Genomic DNA, 21,004 nt, shown 5'->3' with positions numbered 1-21,004 from the left:
GATTATGAAACTATTTTCATCATATCATGAAATGTTTTTATACTCGAACAACAGCTAATCCAAATTCATCATGCAATGCATTTGTGGCTTGTAGCATCGCACTTTCAGGTACAACAACCGAAACTTTAATTTCCGAAGTACTGACCATTTTCACAGGAATTCCTTCTTTGCGGAGGCGATCGAACATTTGTGCAGCAACCCCTGGATTTGAAACCATTCCTGACCCAACAATCGACACTTTGGCCAATCCAACTTCAAAATTGGTAGATTGGTATCCCAACTCCGTTTTTTTACTTTCCAAGACTTGAACAGTTTCTGCATAATCTTCTTTCTTAATGGAGAAAGAAACACTTGGCTGCACGCCTTCCATAATGCTTTGAACAATGATATCAACGTTTACATGATGTTTTGCAAGAGTAGTGAAAATTTTGGCTAGTGAGCCGTTAAAAGGCACTTCATAGCCTACCGTAACCCTTACAATTTCCGGTTCGAATGCGACACCACGCACTATCAAGTTTTTTTCCATAGTAGGTTCCTCCAATAATATGGTTCCTGTATCTTCACTTAAGCTAGAACGGACACTTAGTGGCATGCAATAATTTTTAGCGAATTCCACTGCCCTAGGATGCAAAACCCCAGCTCCTAAGTTAGCAAGTTCCAGCATTTCGTCATAGGATAGCTCCTGCAATTTTCTTGCCCCATCCACATATCGAGGGTCTGACGTATAGATGCCATCGACATCCGTGTAAATATCACACTGGTCCGCTCCTAGCGATGCTGCAATTGCAACCGCCGTCGTATCCGACCCACCACGTCCGAGTGTCGTAATTTCTCCATACGTATCCATCCCTTGGAATCCGGCTACAACAACCACTTTTCCATCCGTCAAAGCCTGCTCCATACGAACAGTATCTATATGTTCGATTCGAGCATTGCGATGAACGGATTCCGTTCCGATTCCTGCCTGCCATCCCGTAAACGAAACCGCATCTTGCCCCATATGTTGAAGTGCCATTGTCAACAAAGCAATTGTTACTTGTTCCCCTGTTGACAGCAACATGTCCATTTCACGTTTTGAAGGTTCTGCTGATAAATCCCCAGCCAGACTCATTAATTCATCTGTCGTTTTCCCCATCGCTGATACGACTACTACGATTTCATGGCCTTTTGCTGTTTCACCGATTATGCGTTTTGCGACATTACGGATCCGTTCAGTGTTGCCTACGGACGTACCACCAAATTTCATGACAATGCGACTCAATGTAAACTCTCCCTTATTTCCAAAGAAGCTAAAAAAGACAGCCTTATCTACGGGTAATCCGTGAAAAGCTGTCTCCATGCATGCACGTTCAAAAGAAGCGTCCATGTGAGATAGCCCTCCAGAATCGATTAGATTCTGACAATCCTGCATTTATTCAATGCAAAACCAGCACGACATCTGATACAGGATGTCGAACTTCGGCGAATTTCCCTTTCACTTTCCTTCAACGGATCTGTTCATCCTCGAGAAAGCTACTGTTGATTTCCGCGCCTCTATCACCACTTATTCGATGTTTGTTCAAAAGGAAGCGGATGCTCCTTATTGAACATACATCAGTGATTCAATTTCAGTGAGTCAAGAATATCATATACTCACTCTTTTGACAATGACTCATTTTGAAAATATTCAGACATGGATTCCGCGATTTGCAATGGCAAACCTGATTGTTTCAGCTCTTCCACTGATGCTTCTTTGATTCGTTTTACAGAGCCAAAATGCTTCAACAACATTTTTTTGCGTTTAGGACCGATTCCTTCAAACCCATCCAAAGCGGAAGCAATCGTCTGTTTCCCACGCTGTTGCCGATGGAATGTAATCGCAAATCGATGCACTTCGTCCTGAATCCGTTGTAGCAAATAAAACCCCTCACTTGTTCGTTTCAAGGGAATGATCTGTGGGGGTTCCCCATATAACAACGAAGATGTCTGGTGCTTCGCATCCTTGGCTAATCCTGCAATCGGAATAGACAAACCGAGTTCATCTTCAATCACTTCACGGGCGATTTCCATTTGCCCTTTCCCACCATCAATGACAATTAAATCGGGGAGAGGCAATTCATCCTTCAGCACACGAGTATAACGTCTACGAATGACTTCACGCATGGCTCCGTAATCATCATGACGGGCAGCTGTTTTCGTTTTGTATTTTCGATAGTCCTTTTTATTCGGTCTTCCATCAATAAACGATACCATTGCTGAGACGGCATCTGCTCCATAAATATGTGAATTATCGAATGCCTCAATTCGAAGAGGAGGCGCAATATCCATTGCAATCCCCAGTTCTTCCACTGCACCAATCGTTCGTTGTTCCTGTCGGTCTAGGAGCTGGAATTTTTCACGGATAGCGATTTCTGCATTCTTCGTCGCCAGATCAATCATTTGTTTTTTCTGCCCACGACTCGGAGAAGCCACTTTTACTTCAAGAAGCTGGCTTGCCAGTTGCAAATCCACCGCACTTGGCAAATATACTTCTTTTGGCTTGATATGATTCGGTTTATCATAAAACTGACCGAGGAACGTCAGGAATTCATCTTCTGGATCTTGATATAACGGGAATAATGAAACATCTCGCTCGATTAACTTCCCTTGGCGTACAAAGAATACTTGCACACACATCCAGCCCTTATCGATGGCATAACCAAAAATATCACGATCGGTAAAATCATTGGTCGTCATTTTTTGTTTTTCCATAACCGTTTCAATATGTGTGATTTGATCACGGTATTCTTTTGCTCTTTCAAACTCTAAGTTCTCTGCTGCCGATGACATTTTTTCCGTCAATTCTTGTTTGACTTGCTGATAGCCACCGTTTAAGAACCGTGTGATTTCATCAATAATTTTTCTGTATGCGTCTTGCTCGATTGTTTTAACACAAGGTGCTAGACACTGGCCCAAATGATAATACAAACAAACCCGATCTGGTAATGTCGGACATTTGCGTAACGGGTATAAACGATCTAGTAATTTTTTCGTTTCACTCGCCGCATATGCGTTTGGATAAGGACCAAAATATTTCCCTTTATCCTTTTTAACGATTCTGGTTGTTATCAATTTCGGATGATTTTCACCTGTTATTTTTATATAAGGATACGTTTTATCATCTTTTAGCATGATGTTATATTTCGGATCATGCTTCTTGATTAAATTCAATTCCAGAATGAGAGCTTCAATATCTGAAGATGTTACGATGTACTCAAAATCTTCAATTTCCTGGACGAGTCTCTGTGTTTTTCCATCATGACTCCCCGTAAAATAAGAACGTACACGATTTTTCAACACTTTGGCTTTGCCCACATAAATAATAGTGCTTTGGCGATCTTTCATTAAGTAAACACCTGGTTGATCAGGTAAAATCGCACATTTCTGTTGAATTAAATCATTCATCATTTTCATCACCTGTTAAAAAAAACCGGGTGCCCATGGGTACCCGGTTTTAATAATATTTCTTTTACAATATAAGACTAGAACGCCAATTGAAAAGATTATGCGTGTTTGTTTACTAATTCAGCCAAAGCTTCTTTCGGGTTGAATCCAACTACTTTATCGACAGGTTGCCCATCTTTGAAAAGTACCAATGTCGGAATTGACATAATACCGAAGTTGCTAGCTGTTTCTTGGTTTTCATCTACATCAACTTTTACAATTTTTACTTTGCCATTCATGTCAGCATCTAATTCTTCAAGAACTGGAGCGATCATTTTACATGGTCCACACCAAGGTGCCCAAAAATCGACTAAAACTAAGCCGTCTGAAATTTCACTTGAAAAGCTTTGATCTGTTCCGTGTACAATTGCCATATTAAAACATCCTCCTCTAAATACAAACTCTAAACGTAGTATAGCATGTGGTAAATAGTGCTTCTACTTTTTTGCTCAACCTTATAATAGCTAAAAATGAACATAATGAACACTGCTCATTCTTTGGAGCAACTTTTTGAAAATGAGATCAACTTTCGCGATTTAGTAGCAACTAACCAATTTCCTCCTAATTTACACGAGAGATGATACTTGCAAGTTCGTCCGCGGAAAGGGAACCGCTTCTCGCTCTCTAAATGCCAGTCCCTACGCACTCTCTCGTCTTCTAGTATTCTTTTTTATTGCCAAAACAAAACTCCGCAAGCTTTCGCTTCGCGGAGTCGTATTTAAATTAGTTAGCTTTCATTTTCTTGAATTCTTCAGTCAACATTGGAATGACTTCGAACAAGTCACCAACAATACCATAGTCAGCTACTTTGAAAATGTTTGCTTCAGGATCTTTATTGATTGCAACAATGATTTTCGAGTTTGACATACCAGCTAAATGTTGGATTGCCCCAGAAATACCTGCAGCAATATAAAGGTCAGGTGTTACCACTTTACCTGTTTGACCAATTTGAAGAGAGTAGTCACAGTAGTCAGCGTCACATGCACCACGAGATGCACCAACAGCACCACCTAAAAGATTTGCTAACTCTTTTAACGGCTCAAATCCATCTTCACTCTTCACGCCACGACCACCAGCAACGATAACTTTCGCTTCTGATAAATCTACGCCTTCAGTTGATTTACGAACAACTTCTTTGATGACAGTGCGAAGGTTCGTGATATCCACAGATAAAGATGAAACATCGCCTGAACGACTAGCATCGTGAGCTAAAGGTTCAATATTGTTAGGACGGATTGTAATGAAATCAATACCATCTTTGATTTTCACTTTTTCGAATGCTTTACCTGAGAAAATCGGACGGATAAATACAGCGTCAGCGCCTTCTCCTTCGATATCAGTAACATCAGAAATAAGACCTGATTTTAGTTTACTTGCCACTTTTGGTGACAAATCTTTGCCTAATGCTGTATGTCCGAAAACAACTGCATCTGGGCTTTCACTTTCAACAACTGCCATGAATGCCTGACTGAAGCCATCAGATGTATAAGATCTCAAATGTGGATGCTCAACAGTGACAGCACGGTCAGCTCCATAATGAATCATTTCTGCTGCTAATGATTGTACAGAGTCTCCAAGAAGAACTGCTACAACTTCTCCACCGCCTGAAATTTTCTTAGCTGCAGCGATAGTTTCAAAAGATACATTACGTAAAGCACCTTCACGTGCTTCACCCAGTACGATTACTTTTTTTGTCATGATGTGATTCCCTCCAATTACAAATCTTCAGATTCGATTAAATGACTTTTGCTTCTGTACGAAGTAATTGCACCAATTCTTGTACTTGGTTTGAAAGATCGCCTTGAAGTACGCGACCTGCTTCTTTTTTAGGAGGCAAATAAATTTCTATTGTCTCCGTTTTTGCTTCTACATCATCTTCATCGATATCCAAATCATCCAATTCCACTTCTTCAAGTGGTTTCTTTTTCGCTTTCATAATACCCGGTAAAGAAGGATAACGAGGTTCGTTCAAACCTTGTTGAGCGGTAACAAGTAAAGGTAATGACGTTTCAAGTACTTCAGAATCGCCTTCCACATCACGAACGATACTAACTTGTGTTCCGTTAATTTCTAATTTAGTAATAGTTGTTACATAGTTGATGTCCAACAAGTCGGCAACACGTGGTCCAACTTGTCCAGATCCACCATCGATGGCAACGTTACCAGCTAATATTAAATCTGGGTTTTTATCTTTCAAGTAATCTGCCAATATTTGAGCAGCTGTAAATTGGTCCATTTCGTCCAAATCATCTTCAGTGTTAATCAGAACTGCTTTATCAGCCCCCATTGCAAGAGCTGTACGAAGTTGCTTTTCAGCTTCTTCCCCACCAATTGTCAATACAGTCACTTCGCCACCGTGTGCGTCGCGGACTTGAATCGCTTCTTCAATTGCGTATTCATCGTAAGGGTTAATGATGAATTCAGCGCCGTCTTCCTGAATTTTGCCACCAGAAACGACAATCTTTTCTTCTGTATCAAATGTACGTTTTACCAACACATAAATATTCATGATGCAGACCTCCCAATACTTTTCATTATTTTCCTTTGAACGATGGTTCGCGCTTTTCGATAAATGCTGAAATGCCTTCTTGTGCATCTTCTGAAATGAAAACGGTTCCAAAAGAGTGTGCTTCAGCTTTCACACCTTCATCATAGGCATACGTTTTAGCGAATTGTAACATGTCAATTGCAGCTTTTAATGCAACCGGACTCTTCTTAGCAATTTTAGTTGCAATTTCCATTGTATTGGCCAGCAACTCTTCTTCCGCATAGGCACGGTTCGCCAAGCCCCATTGAACCGCTTCCAAACCGCTGATTGGTTCGCTCGTAAACAACATTTCTGCTGCTTTCGGCATCCCAACTAAACGTGGTAGGCGCTGAGTGCCCGCAAAACCTGGAATCAGACCAAGTTGTAATTCTGGCAATCCAAGTTTAGCATTTTCAGATACGATGCGAATGTGACAACTCATTGCGAGTTCCAGTCCTCCACCAAGTGCAGCTCCATGAATGGAAGCAATCACCGGTTTTGAGAATCTTTCAACGCGTTCAAAGATTTCTTGTCCACTTGCAGCCAATTCTGAAAACTCTTCCCCTGTTTTGATTGAAGTAAACTCTTTAATGTCCGCGCCCGCTGAGAAGAAACGTCCTTCTCCGTGTAAGACGATGACACGAACGCTGTCATCATGTTCAACAGCATTCAGTAATTCGTTTACCTCGAGAATAAGTGCTCGTGATAATGCATTTGCCGGCGGTCGATTAATCGTTACTTTCGCAACGTAATTTTCTACAGTCCAACTCAAAAACTCCATACACGTCCATCCCTTCACTTATGATTTCATACCACTCATTAATAAATGATGAACTTTCGGTGCCAATTTCATCAAATCGTACTTCTGTTCATTCATCACCCAAGTAGTAATCGTCTCATCAATTGTACCAAAGACCATGTGTCGCGCAAGACGAATATCTAATTCTTCATGAAATTCACCATTTTCCAATCCTTCAATTAAAATATCATCGAGCAACATTAAGTACTCTTTTAACACTTCATTGATTTTCAAGCGAATATCTTTATTGGACTGTCTAAGTTCCAATTGAGTCACGATGGCTAAATGATGATCTGTTGCTAATACGCGAAAATGATTTTCTACCATTTTTAATAATTTTTCGGATGATGTCGTTCCATCAGTTATAATTTTTTTCAGGTTTTCTACAAATAAGCCCATTTTTTCGTGGAAGACGGAAATTAAGATGTCTTCCTTGTTTTTAAAGTACAAATATATGGTTCCATCAGCGACGCCTGCTTGTTTCGCGATTTTAGAAACTTGCGCTTGGTGATACCCATTTTCTGCAATCACTACTACGGCTGCGTCAATTATTTGTTTGAATTTCGGTTTGTCTCGTTTCATAGATACCACCACCAAAAAAGATGAAATTATGAATGAGTGTTCATTCACAATTTCATCTTAAACTGAAGTACTAACGTTGTCAAGAAATGTTACGACGTTGCACTAGCTTCTCTATATTTATCTTTTTCTTCTTCAACTAAATTCCGTCGAAGAATTTTTCCGACTGCTGTTTTCGGTAACTCTTTTCTAAATTCATAGATTCTAGGCACTTTAAACGCTGCCAGATGTTCTCTGCAGAAAGTATTTAATTCTTCTTCTGAAACATGCTCGTTTTCTTTTAGGACAACATATGCTTTCACGGTTTCCCCTCGATAAGGATCAGGTACACCGACGGCAACACATTCCTGGATGGCTGGATGTTCGTATAGCACTTCTTCAATTTCACGCGGATAAATATTGAATCCCCCTGCAATGATCAAATCTTTTTTACGATCTACAACATAGAAGAACCCTTTTTCATCCATATACCCCAAGTCACCAGTTAATAACCATCCATCGCGCATTGTATTTTCAGTATCCTCAGGACGGTTCCAATAACCTTTCATGATTTGTGGACCACGTACACAAATTTCACCAATTTCATGTGGAGACATTGGATCAGTTGAATCAACTTGGAAAATTGCTGCTTCAGTATCTGGCCAAGGTACACCGACAGACCCTTTAATTCGTTCATTATCCCATATGAAATTAGCGTGTGTTACTGGAGAGGTTTCGGTTAAACCATAGCCTTCCACAAGTTTCCCACCAGTTACCTTTTCGAACTTTTCCTGAACCTCGACTGGTAATGGTGCAGAACCACTTAAACAAGCTTGAATGGACGATAAATCATATTTTGCGATATCCGGATGATTTAACAGACCAATATAAATAGTTGGTGCTCCTGGGAATAACGTCGGTTTCTGTTTATCTATCGTTTTCAAAGCAGAGTCCACATCGAATTTAGGTAATAATACCATGCGGTTTCCAAGCATGACGGAAAGAATCATGACGGCAGTCATGCCATATACATGGAAAAATGGCAGGATGCCCAAAATCGTCTCCTCGCCTTTTTTGCAGCGATATAACCACGCATCACACATCGAAGCATTGGCTATCAGGTTTTTATGCGACAACATAACACCTTTGGGGAATCCAGTTGTGCCTCCAGTGTATTGCAATATCGCAACATCCTCTTCAAAGTCAAAAGGAATTTCTATTTCTTCTGCTTTGCCAACCTTCATGACTTCCGGGAACAAGTGATTCATCCCTCTATGCTCCACTTTTACTGAAAAACCGTATTGTTTCTTTTGTATAAATGGGTAAACCAAATTTTTCGGGAATGGTAAATAGTCTTTAATACCCGTTATAATTATGTTTTCAAGATTCGTTTCTTTAATAACTTTAGAAATACGAGGAAATAAAATATCGAGCGATAAGATTGCTTTAGCGCCAGAATCTTTCATTTGGTAAGCAATTTCTCTCTCTGTATAAAGCGGATTAGTTTGGACGACGATGCCACCTGCGTAAAGAATTCCATAATACCCAATAACGTTTTGAGGACAGTTTGGTAACATGATTGCCACTCTGTCACCTTTTTGAATACCAAGTGACCGCAAATAATTAGCAAACTTCAACGAAGATTCATAGAGTTCTCGGTAGGTAATGTCTTTTCCCAGAAAATGAATCGCAATCTTTTCCGGATAATCACGATAAGCATGTGTCAAATATGCTTGAACCGGAATCGGATCGTACGAAAGCGTATGTGGAATCTCCGGTGGATATTGAGCCAACCATGGTTTTGCCGTCATTTCTATTTTCCCCCTTTTTTAATCGTTTGAATATTCCTATTCTTTATTATAAAGAAAAATGAATCCGCTTACAATTAAATAAGAAAAAAGCATGGGACATTTTACACACCCCACGCAACTAAAGTCATTGTAAATATAAATACACGATGCCTACTACGATAAAAGCAACGCAAACACCGAGCAATATTTTCGATAATTTTTCCAAATGAATCCGCTCCTAAGAAATACTCGCCCCTATGACAAATGACAGGCCGACCGATATCGATAATGAAATGAATCCCACAGATCGGTTGTCATTCTCAATCTCACGGTCAATATTGAATTTTGGCGTTAAAAATTCAAACAGGAAATATGCAATGATTAGCAATCCGAAACCGTATAAACCCCAGCCTATCATTTCAGGTAAAGAATTATGATTTTCGATGGAGTAACGAAAAATGTTTGCAACACCAAAAATTTTCCCACCTGTCGCCAGAGCGACTGCTAAATTACCTTTTTGGATTTCTTCCCAATTCTTATATTTTGTGACAATTTCAAAAACAATCATGGTCAATATCAAACATAAGATGACCACACTGAAATAGCCGGCTGTTTCAACTAATGGGTGTTGCCAAAAATCCATCCCTAACATATGTTAACTCCTTTAGACGTTTTGTAGCTTGTACGATTGAAATGGATTTAGGTTTCAAAAAACTTTTATCCGATATGAGAATGAGTTTAAGGATAACGCTTATTTTAATTCCACAACCGTAACGCCGTGTCCGCCCTCTCCTGCTTCTCCAAAGCGATAGCTTTTCACGCGAGAGTGATTCTTTAGAAACTGTTGAATTCCTTGTCTTAACGCTCCCGTGCCTTTCCCATGAATAATCGATACTTGATGGTAACTAGATAATACAGCATCATCAATATATTTCTCCGCTCGCAGGATGGCGTCTTCATACCGTTCTCCACGTAAATCTAGTTCCAGTTTCACATATGTGTCGCGCCCTTTTACATGGGTCATTGCAACAGTTTGTTTGGGTTTTTCTGGTTTGATATATTCCAGGTCGGATTCAGGTAGTTTCATTTTCAGAATCCCGATTTGAACACTCCATTCGGAGTCGGAAACTTTATCAAGCAGAATACCTTTTTGTCCATAACTTAACACTTTGACTTCGTCGCCAACTGTTAATGTCATTTCTCGTTCTTTAATTTGTTTTTGTTTCTTCAGTACTGAATTTTCCGGTGCCGCTTTTTCAAGTCGCTTGCGCACATCGATCAATTCATGGTCTTTAATTACAAGTTGTGCATTTTTTTGCATGCTTCGAAGTTCACTGATAATACTTTCGGCTTCTCTCTTCGCTTCATCCACTAATTTTCTAGCTTTGTCTTTCGCCTTTTGTTCAAGCTTTTCTTTTTGTTCTTCAAGCTGATGCAACTGGCTTGTCAAATCTGCTTGTATTTTTTCGGATTCTACCCGTAAAGCATGCGATTTTTCTGCATCTCTTTCCGACTGCTTGCGACTTTCTTCAAGTGAAGCGATCATTGACTCCACTTCATGACGGTCGGTCCCTGTAAATGATTGTGCATGTTTAATAATGTGCAGAGGCAAACCTAGTCTTTTGGAAATCTCGAATGCATTACTGCGACCGGGTACACCAATTAACAGCTTGTATGTCGGACTTAACGATTCAACATCAAATTCAACACTGGCATTTGCCACACCTGGTCGATTGTATCCATATGCTTTAAGTTCAGGGTAATGAGTCGTCGCCATTACACGAGCGCCTCTTCCGTGCACTTCGTCCAAAATCGAGATGGCCAAAGCAGCACCTTCCTGTGGATCTGTTCCTGCTCCGAGCTCATCAAATAGCACGAGGCTACGTTCATCAAATTTAGATAATATATCCACGATGTTGACCATATGTGATGAGAATGTACTCAAACTTTGTTCAATCGATTGTTCGTCTCCGATATCGGCGAAAATTTGATCAAACACTGTTATTTCTGATCCATCCAATACAGGAATCGGCAGTCCTGCCTGTGCCATTAATGTACACAGTCCTACGGTCTTCAAGGTGACAGTTTTACCACCTGTGTTCGGTCCTGTAATGACAATCGCTGTAATATCGTCACCGAATTCAATCGTGTTGGCTACCGCTTCTTCGATGTTTAACAGAGGATGACGAGCCTTCACTAACCGAATAATTCCACGGTCATTGACAGCTGGCTTTGTACATTTGTTTGCTTGTCCGTATTTTGCTTTCGCTAAAATCACATCAATTTCACCTAAAATTTGGACCAGAACAAATATATCATGAGCAACTGCTTGTACCTCGAGGGACAACGCCAACAATATACGTTCGATTTCTTCCTGCTCTTTCATTTTCAGTCGGCGAATTTCATTGTTTGCCTGTACGACAGCATCCGGTTCGATGAACAACGTCTGACCAGATGAAGATTGATCATGGACTATGCCTCCGTAGTTTCCGCGATACTCCTGTTTTACAGGAATAACGAATCGATCATTGCGGATCGTGATGATTGAATCTGATAACATTTTCGATGCATTTTTTCCCCGTGTATAACTTTCCAGTTTTTCACGAACGCGACTTTCCTGCGCCCGTAATTGCTGGCGGATTGTCCTAAGCTGTGTGCTGGCACTATCCAGGACAGCCCCGTTGTCATCTATACATGCGATGATTTCATGTTCCAGCGCAGTAAGAATCGGCAAAGCTTGTTTTCGTTCCAGGAAGTACGGAATATTTATATCTTCCGACTCCTCTACGGCTTCAAAAAATTGACGTAATATACGGCTGGCACGAATGGTGCTGGCGATTTCCATCAATTCAGTCGGGCTTAACATGCCACCGATTTGTGCACGTTTTGCATGTCCGCGCACATCAAAAATGCCACCCATCGGAACATTCCCCCGGACACGCAGAACGGATAACCCTTCATCCATTTCGTCTAAAAGTTTTACCACAGTATCAAGCTCAATGGATGGTTCAAGTAAATCCAAATGGGTTTTGCCAAGTGATGATGTACAAAAACTCGCAACTTGGTCTCTCACTTTATCAAATTCAAGTGTTTTCAATGCGCGTTTGGCGATCATTTCAACACCTCCATTACTTCAAATATTTTATCAATTTCTCATAAGACCACGTATTAACGATCGTGTCCTGTTTCAGCCATGCTTTTTGGGCATATTTCACGCCGATATCCATGAATCGCAAATGGTCGATGCTATGTGCATCGGTATTAATTGCAATCGGTACATTTAACTTCTGAGCTTCAACTAAATATTCAGTCGCCAAATCCAAGCGATGAGGATTTGCATTCAACTCAAGGATTTTTCCGTACTCAGCAGCCCATTTGATTAACTGGTGGACATCTGGATCATAGCCATTTCGTTGTCCGATTATACGGCCAGTCGGATGCGCAATCATATCAACATGTGGATTTTTCATGGCCGTCAATAGACGATCCATGATCTTTTCCTGCGGTTGGCTGAAGCTTGAATGAATGGATGCTATGACAAAATCGAGTTGTTCTAACAGCTCATCATCAAAGTCGAGAGAACCGTCAGGCAGTATATCCATTTCGGTACCAGCCAACAATTTAATATCAGGAAATGACTTTTGAATTTCTTTAATTTCAGCCATTTGCTGACGTACCCGATCAGCAGACAACCCATTTGCTACACGCAAGTAATGAGAATGATCGGTGATGGCAACATGTGTGTATCCTTTTGCAAGGCAAGCTTCAATCATTTCACTCAATGAATGTGCACCATCTGACCACGTTGTGTGCATATGCAAATCGCATTGAATATCATTCACTTGAATAAGTGTTTCCAATTCATCTTGTCGGTCAAACTCTCGGGAATCTTCCCGTACTGGTGGCGGAAAATAAGGAAGGCCAAAATGGGAAAAAAAATCTTCTTCAGACTCAAAAGTTTGATTCGAGCCATCTTCTTGCTCCACTCCATACTCACTAATTTTCTTTCCTTGAGCTTTAGCGATTTGACGCAACTTCACATTATGATCTTTCGATCCAGTAAAATGGTGTAACGCAGTGGTATATGCAGCAGGTTCAACCAATCGAAAATCCACATCGATCATTTCTTCATAATCAAGCGTAACGGATACTTTGGTATCTCCAGCTGCGATAATTTCAGATACGGGCAAGGTTTTCAATAAAGTTTCCCGAACAGTAACCACATCTGAGGTAGCAATGATAAAATCTAAATCTTTACTTGTTTCTTTTACACGTCTGAAACTGCCAGCCACAGAGAATTTATCAATTTGTTTAATTCCACTTAATACTGCTTCGATTATTGATACGGCTGATTCCAAACGCCAAATTGGCAAACGGTCCGGTCTAGAATTGAACTGTTCAAGTTCTTTCAGGATTTTCTCTTCCGTTTTTGCTCCAAATCCGGCAAGTGACTGGACTTTCCCTTCGCCACAGGCTTGTTTTAAAGACTCAGCAGAATCTACCCCTAGTTCCTGGTACAGCTTGGCTATTTTTTTCCCACCGAGACCAGGCAATTTCAATAAAGGTAAGAGTCCACTTGGGACCGAAGATTCCAACTCTTCCAGTACAGTCGAATTCCCCGTTTCAATCAATTCTTCGATAACAGCAGCTGTGCCTTTTCCGATGCCTTTTATTTTCGTGACATCATCCATTTCAGCCAAACTTCTTGCATCCAGTTCAAGGGCTTGTGCTGCTTTTCGGAAAGCCGATACTTTAAAAGGGTTTTCTCCTTTAAGCTCCATATATAAAGCGATTTTTTCCAACGTTCGAATGATGATTTTCTTATTCATATATCTTCCCTCGTCCCTGATAATTTGATTTTCACGGGCAATTATGACCGTGAAATAGCAGCAGAATGAGTTTTGTATTAAATACGAATTTATCGGTTATGAATACTCACAGGCAAAGCAAGATTCTGACGCTTTAAAAAAACTTCTCTCGAGAAGAGAGAAGTCACTTATTCAGTATAGATGTACCACCAGTTTTTAACCGTCTCTGATAAAATTGGCGTACTTTTAAGCATGGACTCCGCTAAATTTGAATTCTCGATCAAATTTTGGAACGGGTCTATCGGCAATAATGCAATTACGTACATTACGATAAACAACAATATGTAGAATTCGATAAAGCCTAAAATTGCACCTGCAATCCTGCTGATGAATCCCAGTACCGGTAAGTAAGAAAGGAAATCAAACATGGATGCAACTAGTTGTAATGCGAATTTCACGACAAAAAAGATAAGTGCAAATGCAATTAATTGATAAAACGTTTGATCCAGATCCAATTTGTCGATTGCAAATGTCAGCCTTGAACTCGAGTCGACAGTAGGATATGGAATCCACAACACAAATTTTTCAGCGAGTGGTTTATAATAGGAGTAGGCAACGATGAGTGCAATAATGAATCCAGTCATATGAATCAATTGGACGATTAATCCTCGTTTTGCACCTACAAATAATCCTGCTGCTAATAAAACTATAATCAGTATATCTAACATGTATTCAACCCTTTAACCTTTTGATTTCTTCTTCTAGTTGTTCTACTTGTTCTTTTAATTTAACATATTCATGGACTGTATTGACCGCTGTAAGAACAGCCAACTTAGAACTATCTAATGAGGGATTGTGCGAATTGATTTCTCGCATTTTATCGTCAACCATAGAGGCAACCAGACGCATATGACCGCTAGTTTCCGAACCTAGCATTTTATACGTTTGACCATATATATCTACTGAAACTCGTATTTTATGTTGCTCTGACAAAGGTTACCCTCCTCATCAAAAATCCTATAAATTATCATACCATGAAATACCTGCACATGTGAATAAGTAGCCAAAGAAAGGAAAGTGTTCATGTCGAACGAAGTGTTGCAACTATCTCCTATACAATTAAAAGAAGTTTTTACTCATTATGCAAATAATAGAATTGAGCGAAACGCACCAGGTGTCGTCTTCGCAGCAAAACTACCAGACACCTCCATCACAGCCTATAAATCTGGCAAAGTATTGTTTCAAGGGAGTGGTTCTACACGCGAAGCGATGCGCTGGGGAACATTAGAGGAGAAAGCAGGTAAAAAAGTGAGTTCCGCAAAAGGAGATACTCTACCTGAAGGTTTTGCTTTAAAATCTGTTATTGGTTCTGACGAAACGGGAACCGGTGATTTCTTTGGCCCTATGACGGTTGCCGCATGTTACGTGCCTGCTGATAAAATCGAACTTATTCATTTCCTTGGTGTAAAGGATTCCAAAATGCTGACAGATGACCTCATGCGGAAAATAGCACCCGACTTAAAAAACACACTGACACACAGCATATTGATTCTTGGCAACGAGAAGTACAATACCGTCCAAGCAAAAGGCTGGTCACAAGGGAAAATAAAAGCCTTGTTGCACAATCAGGCGTTGAAGCATGTGCTCTCAAAAATAGCTCCTGAAAAACCAGAGTTCATTTTAATCGACCAATTTGCCGAACGTGGCATTTACTACAATCATGTGAAAGCAGAAAAAGAAATCATTCGTGAGAATGTGCTTTTCTCAACAAAAGCTGAACAATTACATGTATCTGTGGCAGCCGCTTCCATATTGGCGCGTGTCGCCTTTTTGGAGGAAATGGATAAGCTCAGTTTAAAAGCAGGAGTGACTATTCCAAAAGGTGCGAGTTCGAAAGTGGATGAAGTCGCTGCCCGAATTTACTTGAGCAATGGCGAGGAATTTCTTTCATCCATTACGAAAAAACATTTCGCCAACACAGGTAAAGCAATGGCTATTGCTAACAAGAAAAGAAGACAATAAGAGCAAACAATCCACCTTTATTATACGAGGTGGATTGTTTTGTTTCCTACAAGGTTATATACCTTCATCCGTTACTATGTACTTTGTTTTTACGAATGTTAATATCTGTCGTAGAGTAAAGCAATGCCAAAATGAAAAGGCTATTCCCATTCACCAATTGGTAAGTGGAAATAGCCTTTATTTTATCCTCGAAGTTGTGCGTTGCCTTCTTCTTCAAGTGCTTTTAGCACTTTCGAATGAGCCTTCACGACTTCTTCATCTGTTAATGTACGTTCTGGATCTTCATAAGTTAGTGAGAATGCAACCGATTTTTGACCTGGTTCCATTTTCTCTCCTTCGTATAAATCGAAGACGCGGATATCTTTCAATAACTTCCCACCAGCTGAACGGATAATCTGTTGTAATTTGCCTGCAGCTTGCGTGCGATTTACGACTAAAGCGATATCACGTGAAATGGATGGGAAACGTGGTACTGGTGTATACAATAATGGCTCTAATGCGAAATTCAGTATTTTCACCATGTTCAATTCCATTACATACGTTTCTTTCAAATCACGTTTCTTTTGTTCGCTTGGGTGCAATTGACCGACAACACCAATCACTTCATCTGCCAACTTCACTGACGCAGTTCGCCCTGGATGTAATCCATCCACTTGAACTTGCTCAAATGATACATGTTTTTCTAATCCTAGCTTCGCAAATAGCCCTTCAATGATTCCCTTTAATACAAAGAAATCGACTGTTTTGCGTTCGCCTTGCCAGCTATGGTCAAGCCATTTGCCAGTCATTACTGCCGCCACATGCTCTTCTTCAGATGGAAGTCCTTCTGCTGTTTCACCAAGGAACACTGAACCCGTTTCAAACAATGTCACCGAATCAGCTTTACGCGCAATGTTGTAGCTTGCTGCTTCCAATAAATGCGGAATTAATGACTGACGCAAAGTGCTACGATCTTCGCTCATTGGCATCAACAATTCTGTTACTGGAGCCGTTTCAAGAGCAAATCGCTGTGCAAGTTCTTTTGAAGTTAATGAGTACGTAATTGCTTGATGCAAGCCTGCACCTTCAAGGAAGTTGCGAACTAAGCGACGTTGTGCTTGATAAGGTGTTAAACCACCCGGTGTTGATTCACCTTCAGGCAAGGTCATCGGGATATCATCATATCCGTAGATACGCGCAATTTCTTCCACGATATCTTCTTCTATTTGAATATCCTGGCGACGAGTTGGTGCTTTAATATAAAGCAATCCATTCGCTGCTTCGAAATCAAATTTCAGACGGTTTAAAATTGACGTCATTTCTTCTAAAGAAATTTTCATTCCTAAACGATTGTTAATAAAGTCAGGTGATACAATGACTTCTTTTTGAGATTTATCCAGCTCATCAAATTTCACACTTCCATGCAGCACTTCTCCTCCTGCAAGTTCGGCAATCAGTTGAGCAGCTCTTTCTGCAGCTGCTTCTACACGGTTAGGATCCACGCCTTTTTCAAAGCGAGAACTCGCATCACTACGTAGGTTGTGATCTTTTGAAGTTTGACGGACAGAAGCTGGTTTGAAATAAGCTGACTCAATAACCACTGTTGTCGTGCCTTCATGTACTTCTGAGTTTGCCCCACCCATAACACCTGCGATTGCCACTGGTTCTTGACCATTTGTGATGACTAAATGATGAGCTTGTAATTCACGCTCTTGGTCATCCAAAGTGGTGATTTTTTCGCCTGCATGTGCTGCTCTGACAACGATTTCTCCCGTTTGTAAACGGTCGTAATCAAATGCATGTAGCGGTTGACCATATTCCATTAAGACGTAGTTCGTTACGTCCACAACGTTGTTATGAGGTCGTACACCTGCAGCCATCAAGCGTTGTTGTAACCATAATGGCGATTCGCCGATGACAACATTTTTGACTACTTTTGCCACGTACATCGGGTTTGCATCTACATCTTCTACGCGAAGTTTCAAGACGTTTTCTGCTACTTCACTTGACGAAGCATAGTTGATTTCAGGATATTTCATATCTTCAGAAAGAATGGCACCGACTTCATACGCTACACCAAGCATGCTCATCGCATCAGCACGGTTAGGCGTCAAGCCTAATTCAAGTACCGTATCGTTTAATCCTAAAATTTCAAGTGCATCAGCACCAGCTTGTATATCTGCAGGTAAAACGTATATTCCTTCAGCATACTTTTTAGGTACAAGTTTCCCTTCAATCGCAAGTTCTTGAAGGGAACAAATCATCCCGTTCGATTCTTCGCCACGAAGCTTCGCTTTTTTGATTTTCATGCCGCCTGGTAATACAGCGCCAGGACGTGCAACAATTACTTTTTGACCTGCTGCGATATTCGGTGCGCCACAAATAATTTGTGTCACTTCTTCTCCGACATCCACTTGGCAAATCGATAATTTATCCGCTTCAGGATGCTTGCCGCAGTCCAATACATGACCTACAACTACGTTTGTCATGCCATGTGAGCGGTCGATAACTGCGTCCACTTCGATTCCTGAACGAGTAATTTTTTCAGCGAGTTCAGCCGGAGCCAACCCTTTAGTATCAATATAATCTGCTAGCCATTTTGTAGAAACGAGCATGTGATCTCCTCCTTACACTTCCGTCCGGTGGAATTGCGATACGAATCGCACATCATTTGTATAGAAATGACGAATGTCTTCCACTCCATATTTCAACATCGCAATGCGTTCTGGTCCCATACCAAATGCAAATCCTGACAGACGTTTTGAATCGTATCCTGCCATTTCCAATACATTTGGATGTACCATACCGGCACCTAAAATTTCAATCCAGCCTGTTTTTTTACAAACATTACAGCCACTGCCGCCACATTTGAAACAAGAAATATCCATTTCAACCGAAGGCTCAGTGAAGGGGAAGAAACTTGGACGCAGACGAATTTCACGATCGTCTCCAAACATTTTCTTCGCAAATACTGATAACGTTCCTTTTAAATCACTCATACGAATGTTTTCGCCAATCACAAGTCCTTCGATTTGTGTGAATTGGTGTGAATGCGTCGCGTCATCATTATCACGTCGATACACTTTACCAGGACAAATAATTTTGATGGGTTCTCCACCTTTTGCTTCCATTGTGCGTGCTTGCACTGGGGATGTATGAGTACGCAGTAAAATATCTTCCGAAATGTAGAATGAATCTTGCATATCACGAGCAGGATGCCCTTTTGGCAAGTTCAATGCTTCGAAATTGTAGTAGTCTTTTTCTACTTCGGGTCCTTCAGCAATTTCATAGCCCATGTTGATGAACAGGTCTTCGATTTCTTCCACGACACGTGTCAGTGGATGATGATTTCCTGTTTTCACTGGACGACCCGGCAATGTCACATCAATTGATTCATTTTCAAGTTGTTGTTGAATGGCAGCGTCTTCTAAAATAACTAGGCGCTCATCGAGTACGGCAGTTACTTCTTCACGTACTACATTGACCAAGGCACCCATTTGCGGACGTTCTTCAGCCGGAAGTTTACCCATCCCTTTTAACAAATCGGTAATCGGTCCTTTTTTCCCTAAATACGCAACACGTACGTCTTGCAGTTCTTTCACAGTTGAAGCGGCTTGAATTTTGCCGATCGCTTCGTCTTTCAATTGTTGTAATTGTTCTTGCATGTGTACATCTCCTTCCATGAAGTAAAGCAATGTTTAATAATACTGTTGTTTATCTTACATTTGCGCTAGCCGCATGTCCCGCATGAAGTGGGTCATGAAGGTGTTGCCACAATTTTTTTTTGCGACGAGTAACCGCAGGAGTAGAACGTGGCGTTTTTTACCTTCGTTCCTTTTCATGCAAGGCGCAAATGCACTATTTCGTTTTTCAACATCAACAACATTCATTAACATAGTAAAAAATAAAAAAAACCCCGCCCCTAAAAAAGGGACGAGGAACATTTTCGCGGTACCACCCTGATTACTACGCTGAGTATCCAGACGTAATCACTTCATTGAATTAACGGCTCTTCACCGGCGCACCTTTACAGCAATTGCTGGTCCTGATGGCAGCTAACGGGGTGAACTTCGATGAATCTTTATTATTTGCACTCACAGTCTCGGTGCAAACTTCCTGAAATAAAGGGTTTCATGTACTCTTCCCGGTCACAGCTTTTGAATGTATCAAATTAGATACTATTATACGCTCGAATTACGGTTTCATCAACATTCAATTTGATTGAGGAATTAATGTGTATAAAAGAATACCTGTCGCGACCGCTACGTTTAATGATTCAGCTTGTCCTAGCAATGGAATTTTCAAATTCGTATCTGTTTGAACAAGAAGCTCTGGCGAAAGCCCGCTTCCTTCATTGCCCATAATCAATGCAAATCGCGCTTGAGGTTTCACTTGGTTATACAGTACCGATTCGTCCAATGACGTACCGTACACAGGTATTTCCTGCGCCTTGCAGATTTGAACCCATTGAGATAAATCGCCTTTGACTATCGGAATATGAAAGTGCGAACCTTGACCGGAACGAACCGTTTTCGGATTATAAGCGTCTGCCGATCCTTTTCCTAAAATGACGGCATCCATTCCGGCAGCATCAGCTGTGCGAATCATTGTCCCGACATTCCCTGGATCTTGAACAGCATCAATAAAGAGAAGTTTTTTCCAAGTTTGTTGTTGCTCCTCTGTTGCCACTTGTTGACTACAATATGCGTATATTCCTTGTGAGTGCTCTGTTTCGGCAATTTCTTTCGCAATATCCATTGTGACTTCAATAATGTCTACATCATCTACATTCAAGCCAGTTGGAATTGTTGTTCCTTCTCTTACAATCATGGCTAACACATTCGACTTGTTCTTTAATGCCTCTTCAACCAAATGGAAGCCTTCGACTAAAAATTCTCCAGATTTATCACGTTCTTTTCGAACGGAAACAAGCTTTTTCCAATGTTTCACTTGTGAGTTTTGTGATGATTCAATACGTTTCATCGATTGTACGACCGCCTTTTTCTTTTAAGTGTATCAAATTCATGTATAAGTGGCGATAGTAGCGGACAAAATGAGG

Annotated in this window: 17 protein-coding genes, 1 riboswitch and 1 other annotated feature; of the genes, 1 reads left to right on the top strand and 16 read right to left on the bottom strand. The window is 40.7% G+C overall.

All coding sequences use genetic code 11. From position 1 onward, the window contains the following. Window positions 1–37: 37 nt before the first annotated feature. From HMPREF1210_RS01085 to zapA, 13 genes are all read right to left on the bottom strand, one after another. The gene (locus HMPREF1210_RS01085; protein WP_147640314.1) at window positions 38–1,261 is read right to left on the bottom strand and encodes an aspartate kinase; all 1,224 of its coding nucleotides are present in this window, start codon (window positions 1,259–1,261) and stop codon (window positions 38–40) included. A 103-nt stretch (window positions 1,262–1,364) separates the two neighbouring features. Next, window positions 1,365–1,544, bottom strand: a riboswitch (Lysine riboswitch). Between the two features lie 88 nt (window positions 1,545–1,632). Then, window positions 1,633–3,423, bottom strand: coding sequence for an excinuclease ABC subunit UvrC (uvrC, locus tag HMPREF1210_RS01080; protein WP_196930488.1), 1,791 nt, complete (start codon window positions 3,421–3,423; stop codon window positions 1,633–1,635). A 98-nt stretch (window positions 3,424–3,521) separates the two neighbouring features. Next, window positions 3,522–3,836, bottom strand: coding sequence for a thioredoxin (trxA, locus tag HMPREF1210_RS01075; protein WP_016426738.1), 315 nt, complete (start codon window positions 3,834–3,836; stop codon window positions 3,522–3,524). 349 nt (window positions 3,837–4,185) lie between these two features. Further along, complete coding sequence (locus HMPREF1210_RS01070; RefSeq protein WP_016426737.1) at window positions 4,186–5,160, bottom strand: electron transfer flavoprotein subunit alpha/FixB family protein; 975 nt, start codon at window positions 5,158–5,160, stop codon at window positions 4,186–4,188. Window positions 5,161–5,197: 37 nt separating this feature from the next. Beyond that, window positions 5,198–5,971, bottom strand: a complete 774-nt coding sequence (locus tag HMPREF1210_RS01065) for an electron transfer flavoprotein subunit beta/FixA family protein (RefSeq protein WP_016426736.1) — start codon at window positions 5,969–5,971, stop codon at window positions 5,198–5,200. Window positions 5,972–5,996: 25 nt separating this feature from the next. Then, window positions 5,997–6,770, bottom strand: coding sequence for an enoyl-CoA hydratase (locus HMPREF1210_RS01060; protein WP_016426735.1), 774 nt, complete (start codon window positions 6,768–6,770; stop codon window positions 5,997–5,999). An 18-nt stretch (window positions 6,771–6,788) separates the two neighbouring features. After that, on the bottom strand, window positions 6,789–7,370 hold the full coding sequence (locus HMPREF1210_RS01055; RefSeq protein WP_016426734.1) for a TetR/AcrR family transcriptional regulator: 582 nt from the start codon (window positions 7,368–7,370) through the stop codon (window positions 6,789–6,791). Between the two features lie 89 nt (window positions 7,371–7,459). Next, entirely contained in the window at window positions 7,460–9,157 is a 1,698-nt protein-coding gene (locus tag HMPREF1210_RS01050; protein ID WP_016426733.1) for a long-chain-fatty-acid--CoA ligase, read from the bottom strand. A 217-nt stretch (window positions 9,158–9,374) separates the two neighbouring features. Continuing rightward, on the bottom strand, window positions 9,375–9,788 hold the full coding sequence (locus HMPREF1210_RS01045) for a DUF350 domain-containing protein (protein WP_016426732.1): 414 nt from the start codon (window positions 9,786–9,788) through the stop codon (window positions 9,375–9,377). A 99-nt stretch (window positions 9,789–9,887) separates the two neighbouring features. Next, on the bottom strand, window positions 9,888–12,251 hold the full coding sequence (locus HMPREF1210_RS01040; RefSeq protein WP_016426731.1) for an endonuclease MutS2: 2,364 nt from the start codon (window positions 12,249–12,251) through the stop codon (window positions 9,888–9,890). Between the two features lie 13 nt (window positions 12,252–12,264). Further along, window positions 12,265–13,965, bottom strand: coding sequence for a DNA polymerase/3'-5' exonuclease PolX (gene polX, locus HMPREF1210_RS01035; RefSeq protein ID WP_016426730.1), 1,701 nt, complete (start codon window positions 13,963–13,965; stop codon window positions 12,265–12,267). Between the two features lie 167 nt (window positions 13,966–14,132). Continuing rightward, window positions 14,133–14,672, bottom strand: a complete 540-nt coding sequence (locus HMPREF1210_RS01030) for a CvpA family protein (protein WP_016426729.1) — start codon at window positions 14,670–14,672, stop codon at window positions 14,133–14,135. Window positions 14,673–14,676: 4 nt separating this feature from the next. Continuing rightward, window positions 14,677–14,937, bottom strand: coding sequence for a cell division protein ZapA (gene zapA / locus HMPREF1210_RS01025; protein WP_016426728.1), 261 nt, complete (start codon window positions 14,935–14,937; stop codon window positions 14,677–14,679). Window positions 14,938–15,027: 90 nt separating this feature from the next. On the opposite strand from zapA, the gene rnhC reads away from it, so the two are divergent. Further along, complete coding sequence (rnhC, locus tag HMPREF1210_RS01020) at window positions 15,028–15,966, top strand: ribonuclease HIII (protein ID WP_016426727.1); 939 nt, start codon at window positions 15,028–15,030, stop codon at window positions 15,964–15,966. A gap of 182 nt (window positions 15,967–16,148) precedes the next feature. Here the strand turns inward: rnhC and pheT are convergent, their stop codons facing one another. From pheT to HMPREF1210_RS01000, 3 genes are all read right to left on the bottom strand, one after another. Beyond that, window positions 16,149–18,560 (bottom strand): phenylalanine--tRNA ligase subunit beta, encoded by a 2,412-nt coding sequence (gene pheT / locus HMPREF1210_RS01015; RefSeq protein WP_016426726.1) that lies wholly within the window; start codon window positions 18,558–18,560, stop codon window positions 16,149–16,151. A 12-nt stretch (window positions 18,561–18,572) separates the two neighbouring features. Further along, window positions 18,573–19,610 carry a phenylalanine--tRNA ligase subunit alpha gene (pheS, locus tag HMPREF1210_RS01010; protein ID WP_016426725.1) on the bottom strand — a complete coding sequence of 346 codons (1,038 nt, stop codon included), beginning with the start codon at window positions 19,608–19,610 and terminating at the stop codon, window positions 18,573–18,575. 261 nt (window positions 19,611–19,871) lie between these two features. Next, window positions 19,872–20,106 (bottom strand) — a binding site (T-box leader). 51 nt (window positions 20,107–20,157) lie between these two features. After that, a complete protein-coding gene (locus HMPREF1210_RS01000; RefSeq protein ID WP_016426723.1) occupies window positions 20,158–20,928 on the bottom strand; it encodes an RNA methyltransferase in 771 nt (256 codons plus the stop codon). Between the last annotated feature and the right edge of the window lie 76 nt (window positions 20,929–21,004).

Source organism: Paenisporosarcina sp. HGH0030, assembly GCF_000411295.1.
Lineage (GTDB): Bacteria > Bacillota > Bacilli > Bacillales_A > Planococcaceae > Paenisporosarcina.
The sequence above is the reverse complement of the archived record's forward strand: the minus strand, read 5'-3'. Positions and strand labels throughout refer to the sequence as shown.

What these genes read in the sequence shown, in the direction of transcription:
- uvrC (WP_196930488.1), bottom strand. Translation starts at nt 3,423, where the DNA reads ATGAATGATTTAATTCAACAGAAATGTGCGATTTTACCTGATCAACCA.
- trxA (WP_016426738.1), bottom strand. Translation starts at nt 3,836, where the DNA reads ATGGCAATTGTACACGGAACAGATCAAAGCTTTTCAAGTGAAATTTCA.
- HMPREF1210_RS01070 (WP_016426737.1), bottom strand. Translation starts at nt 5,160, where the DNA reads ATGACAAAAAAAGTAATCGTACTGGGTGAAGCACGTGAAGGTGCTTTA.
- HMPREF1210_RS01065 (WP_016426736.1), bottom strand. Translation starts at nt 5,971, where the DNA reads ATGAATATTTATGTGTTGGTAAAACGTACATTTGATACAGAAGAAAAG.
- HMPREF1210_RS01060 (WP_016426735.1), bottom strand. Translation starts at nt 6,770, where the DNA reads ATGGAGTTTTTGAGTTGGACTGTAGAAAATTACGTTGCGAAAGTAACG.
- HMPREF1210_RS01055 (WP_016426734.1), bottom strand. Translation starts at nt 7,370, where the DNA reads ATGAAACGAGACAAACCGAAATTCAAACAAATAATTGACGCAGCCGTA.
- HMPREF1210_RS01050 (WP_016426733.1), bottom strand. Translation starts at nt 9,157, where the DNA reads ATGACGGCAAAACCATGGTTGGCTCAATATCCACCGGAGATTCCACAT.
- HMPREF1210_RS01045 (WP_016426732.1), bottom strand. Translation starts at nt 9,788, where the DNA reads ATGTTAGGGATGGATTTTTGGCAACACCCATTAGTTGAAACAGCCGGC.
- HMPREF1210_RS01040 (WP_016426731.1), bottom strand. Translation starts at nt 12,251, where the DNA reads ATGATCGCCAAACGCGCATTGAAAACACTTGAATTTGATAAAGTGAGA.
- polX (WP_016426730.1), bottom strand. Translation starts at nt 13,965, where the DNA reads ATGAATAAGAAAATCATCATTCGAACGTTGGAAAAAATCGCTTTATAT.
- HMPREF1210_RS01030 (WP_016426729.1), bottom strand. Translation starts at nt 14,672, where the DNA reads ATGTTAGATATACTGATTATAGTTTTATTAGCAGCAGGATTATTTGTA.
- rnhC (WP_016426727.1), top strand. Translation starts at nt 15,028, where the DNA reads ATGTCGAACGAAGTGTTGCAACTATCTCCTATACAATTAAAAGAAGTT.
- pheT (WP_016426726.1), bottom strand. Translation starts at nt 18,560, where the DNA reads ATGCTCGTTTCTACAAAATGGCTAGCAGATTATATTGATACTAAAGGG.
- pheS (WP_016426725.1), bottom strand. Translation starts at nt 19,610, where the DNA reads ATGCAAGAACAATTACAACAATTGAAAGACGAAGCGATCGGCAAAATT.
- HMPREF1210_RS01000 (WP_016426723.1), bottom strand. Translation starts at nt 20,928, where the DNA reads ATGAAACGTATTGAATCATCACAAAACTCACAAGTGAAACATTGGAAA.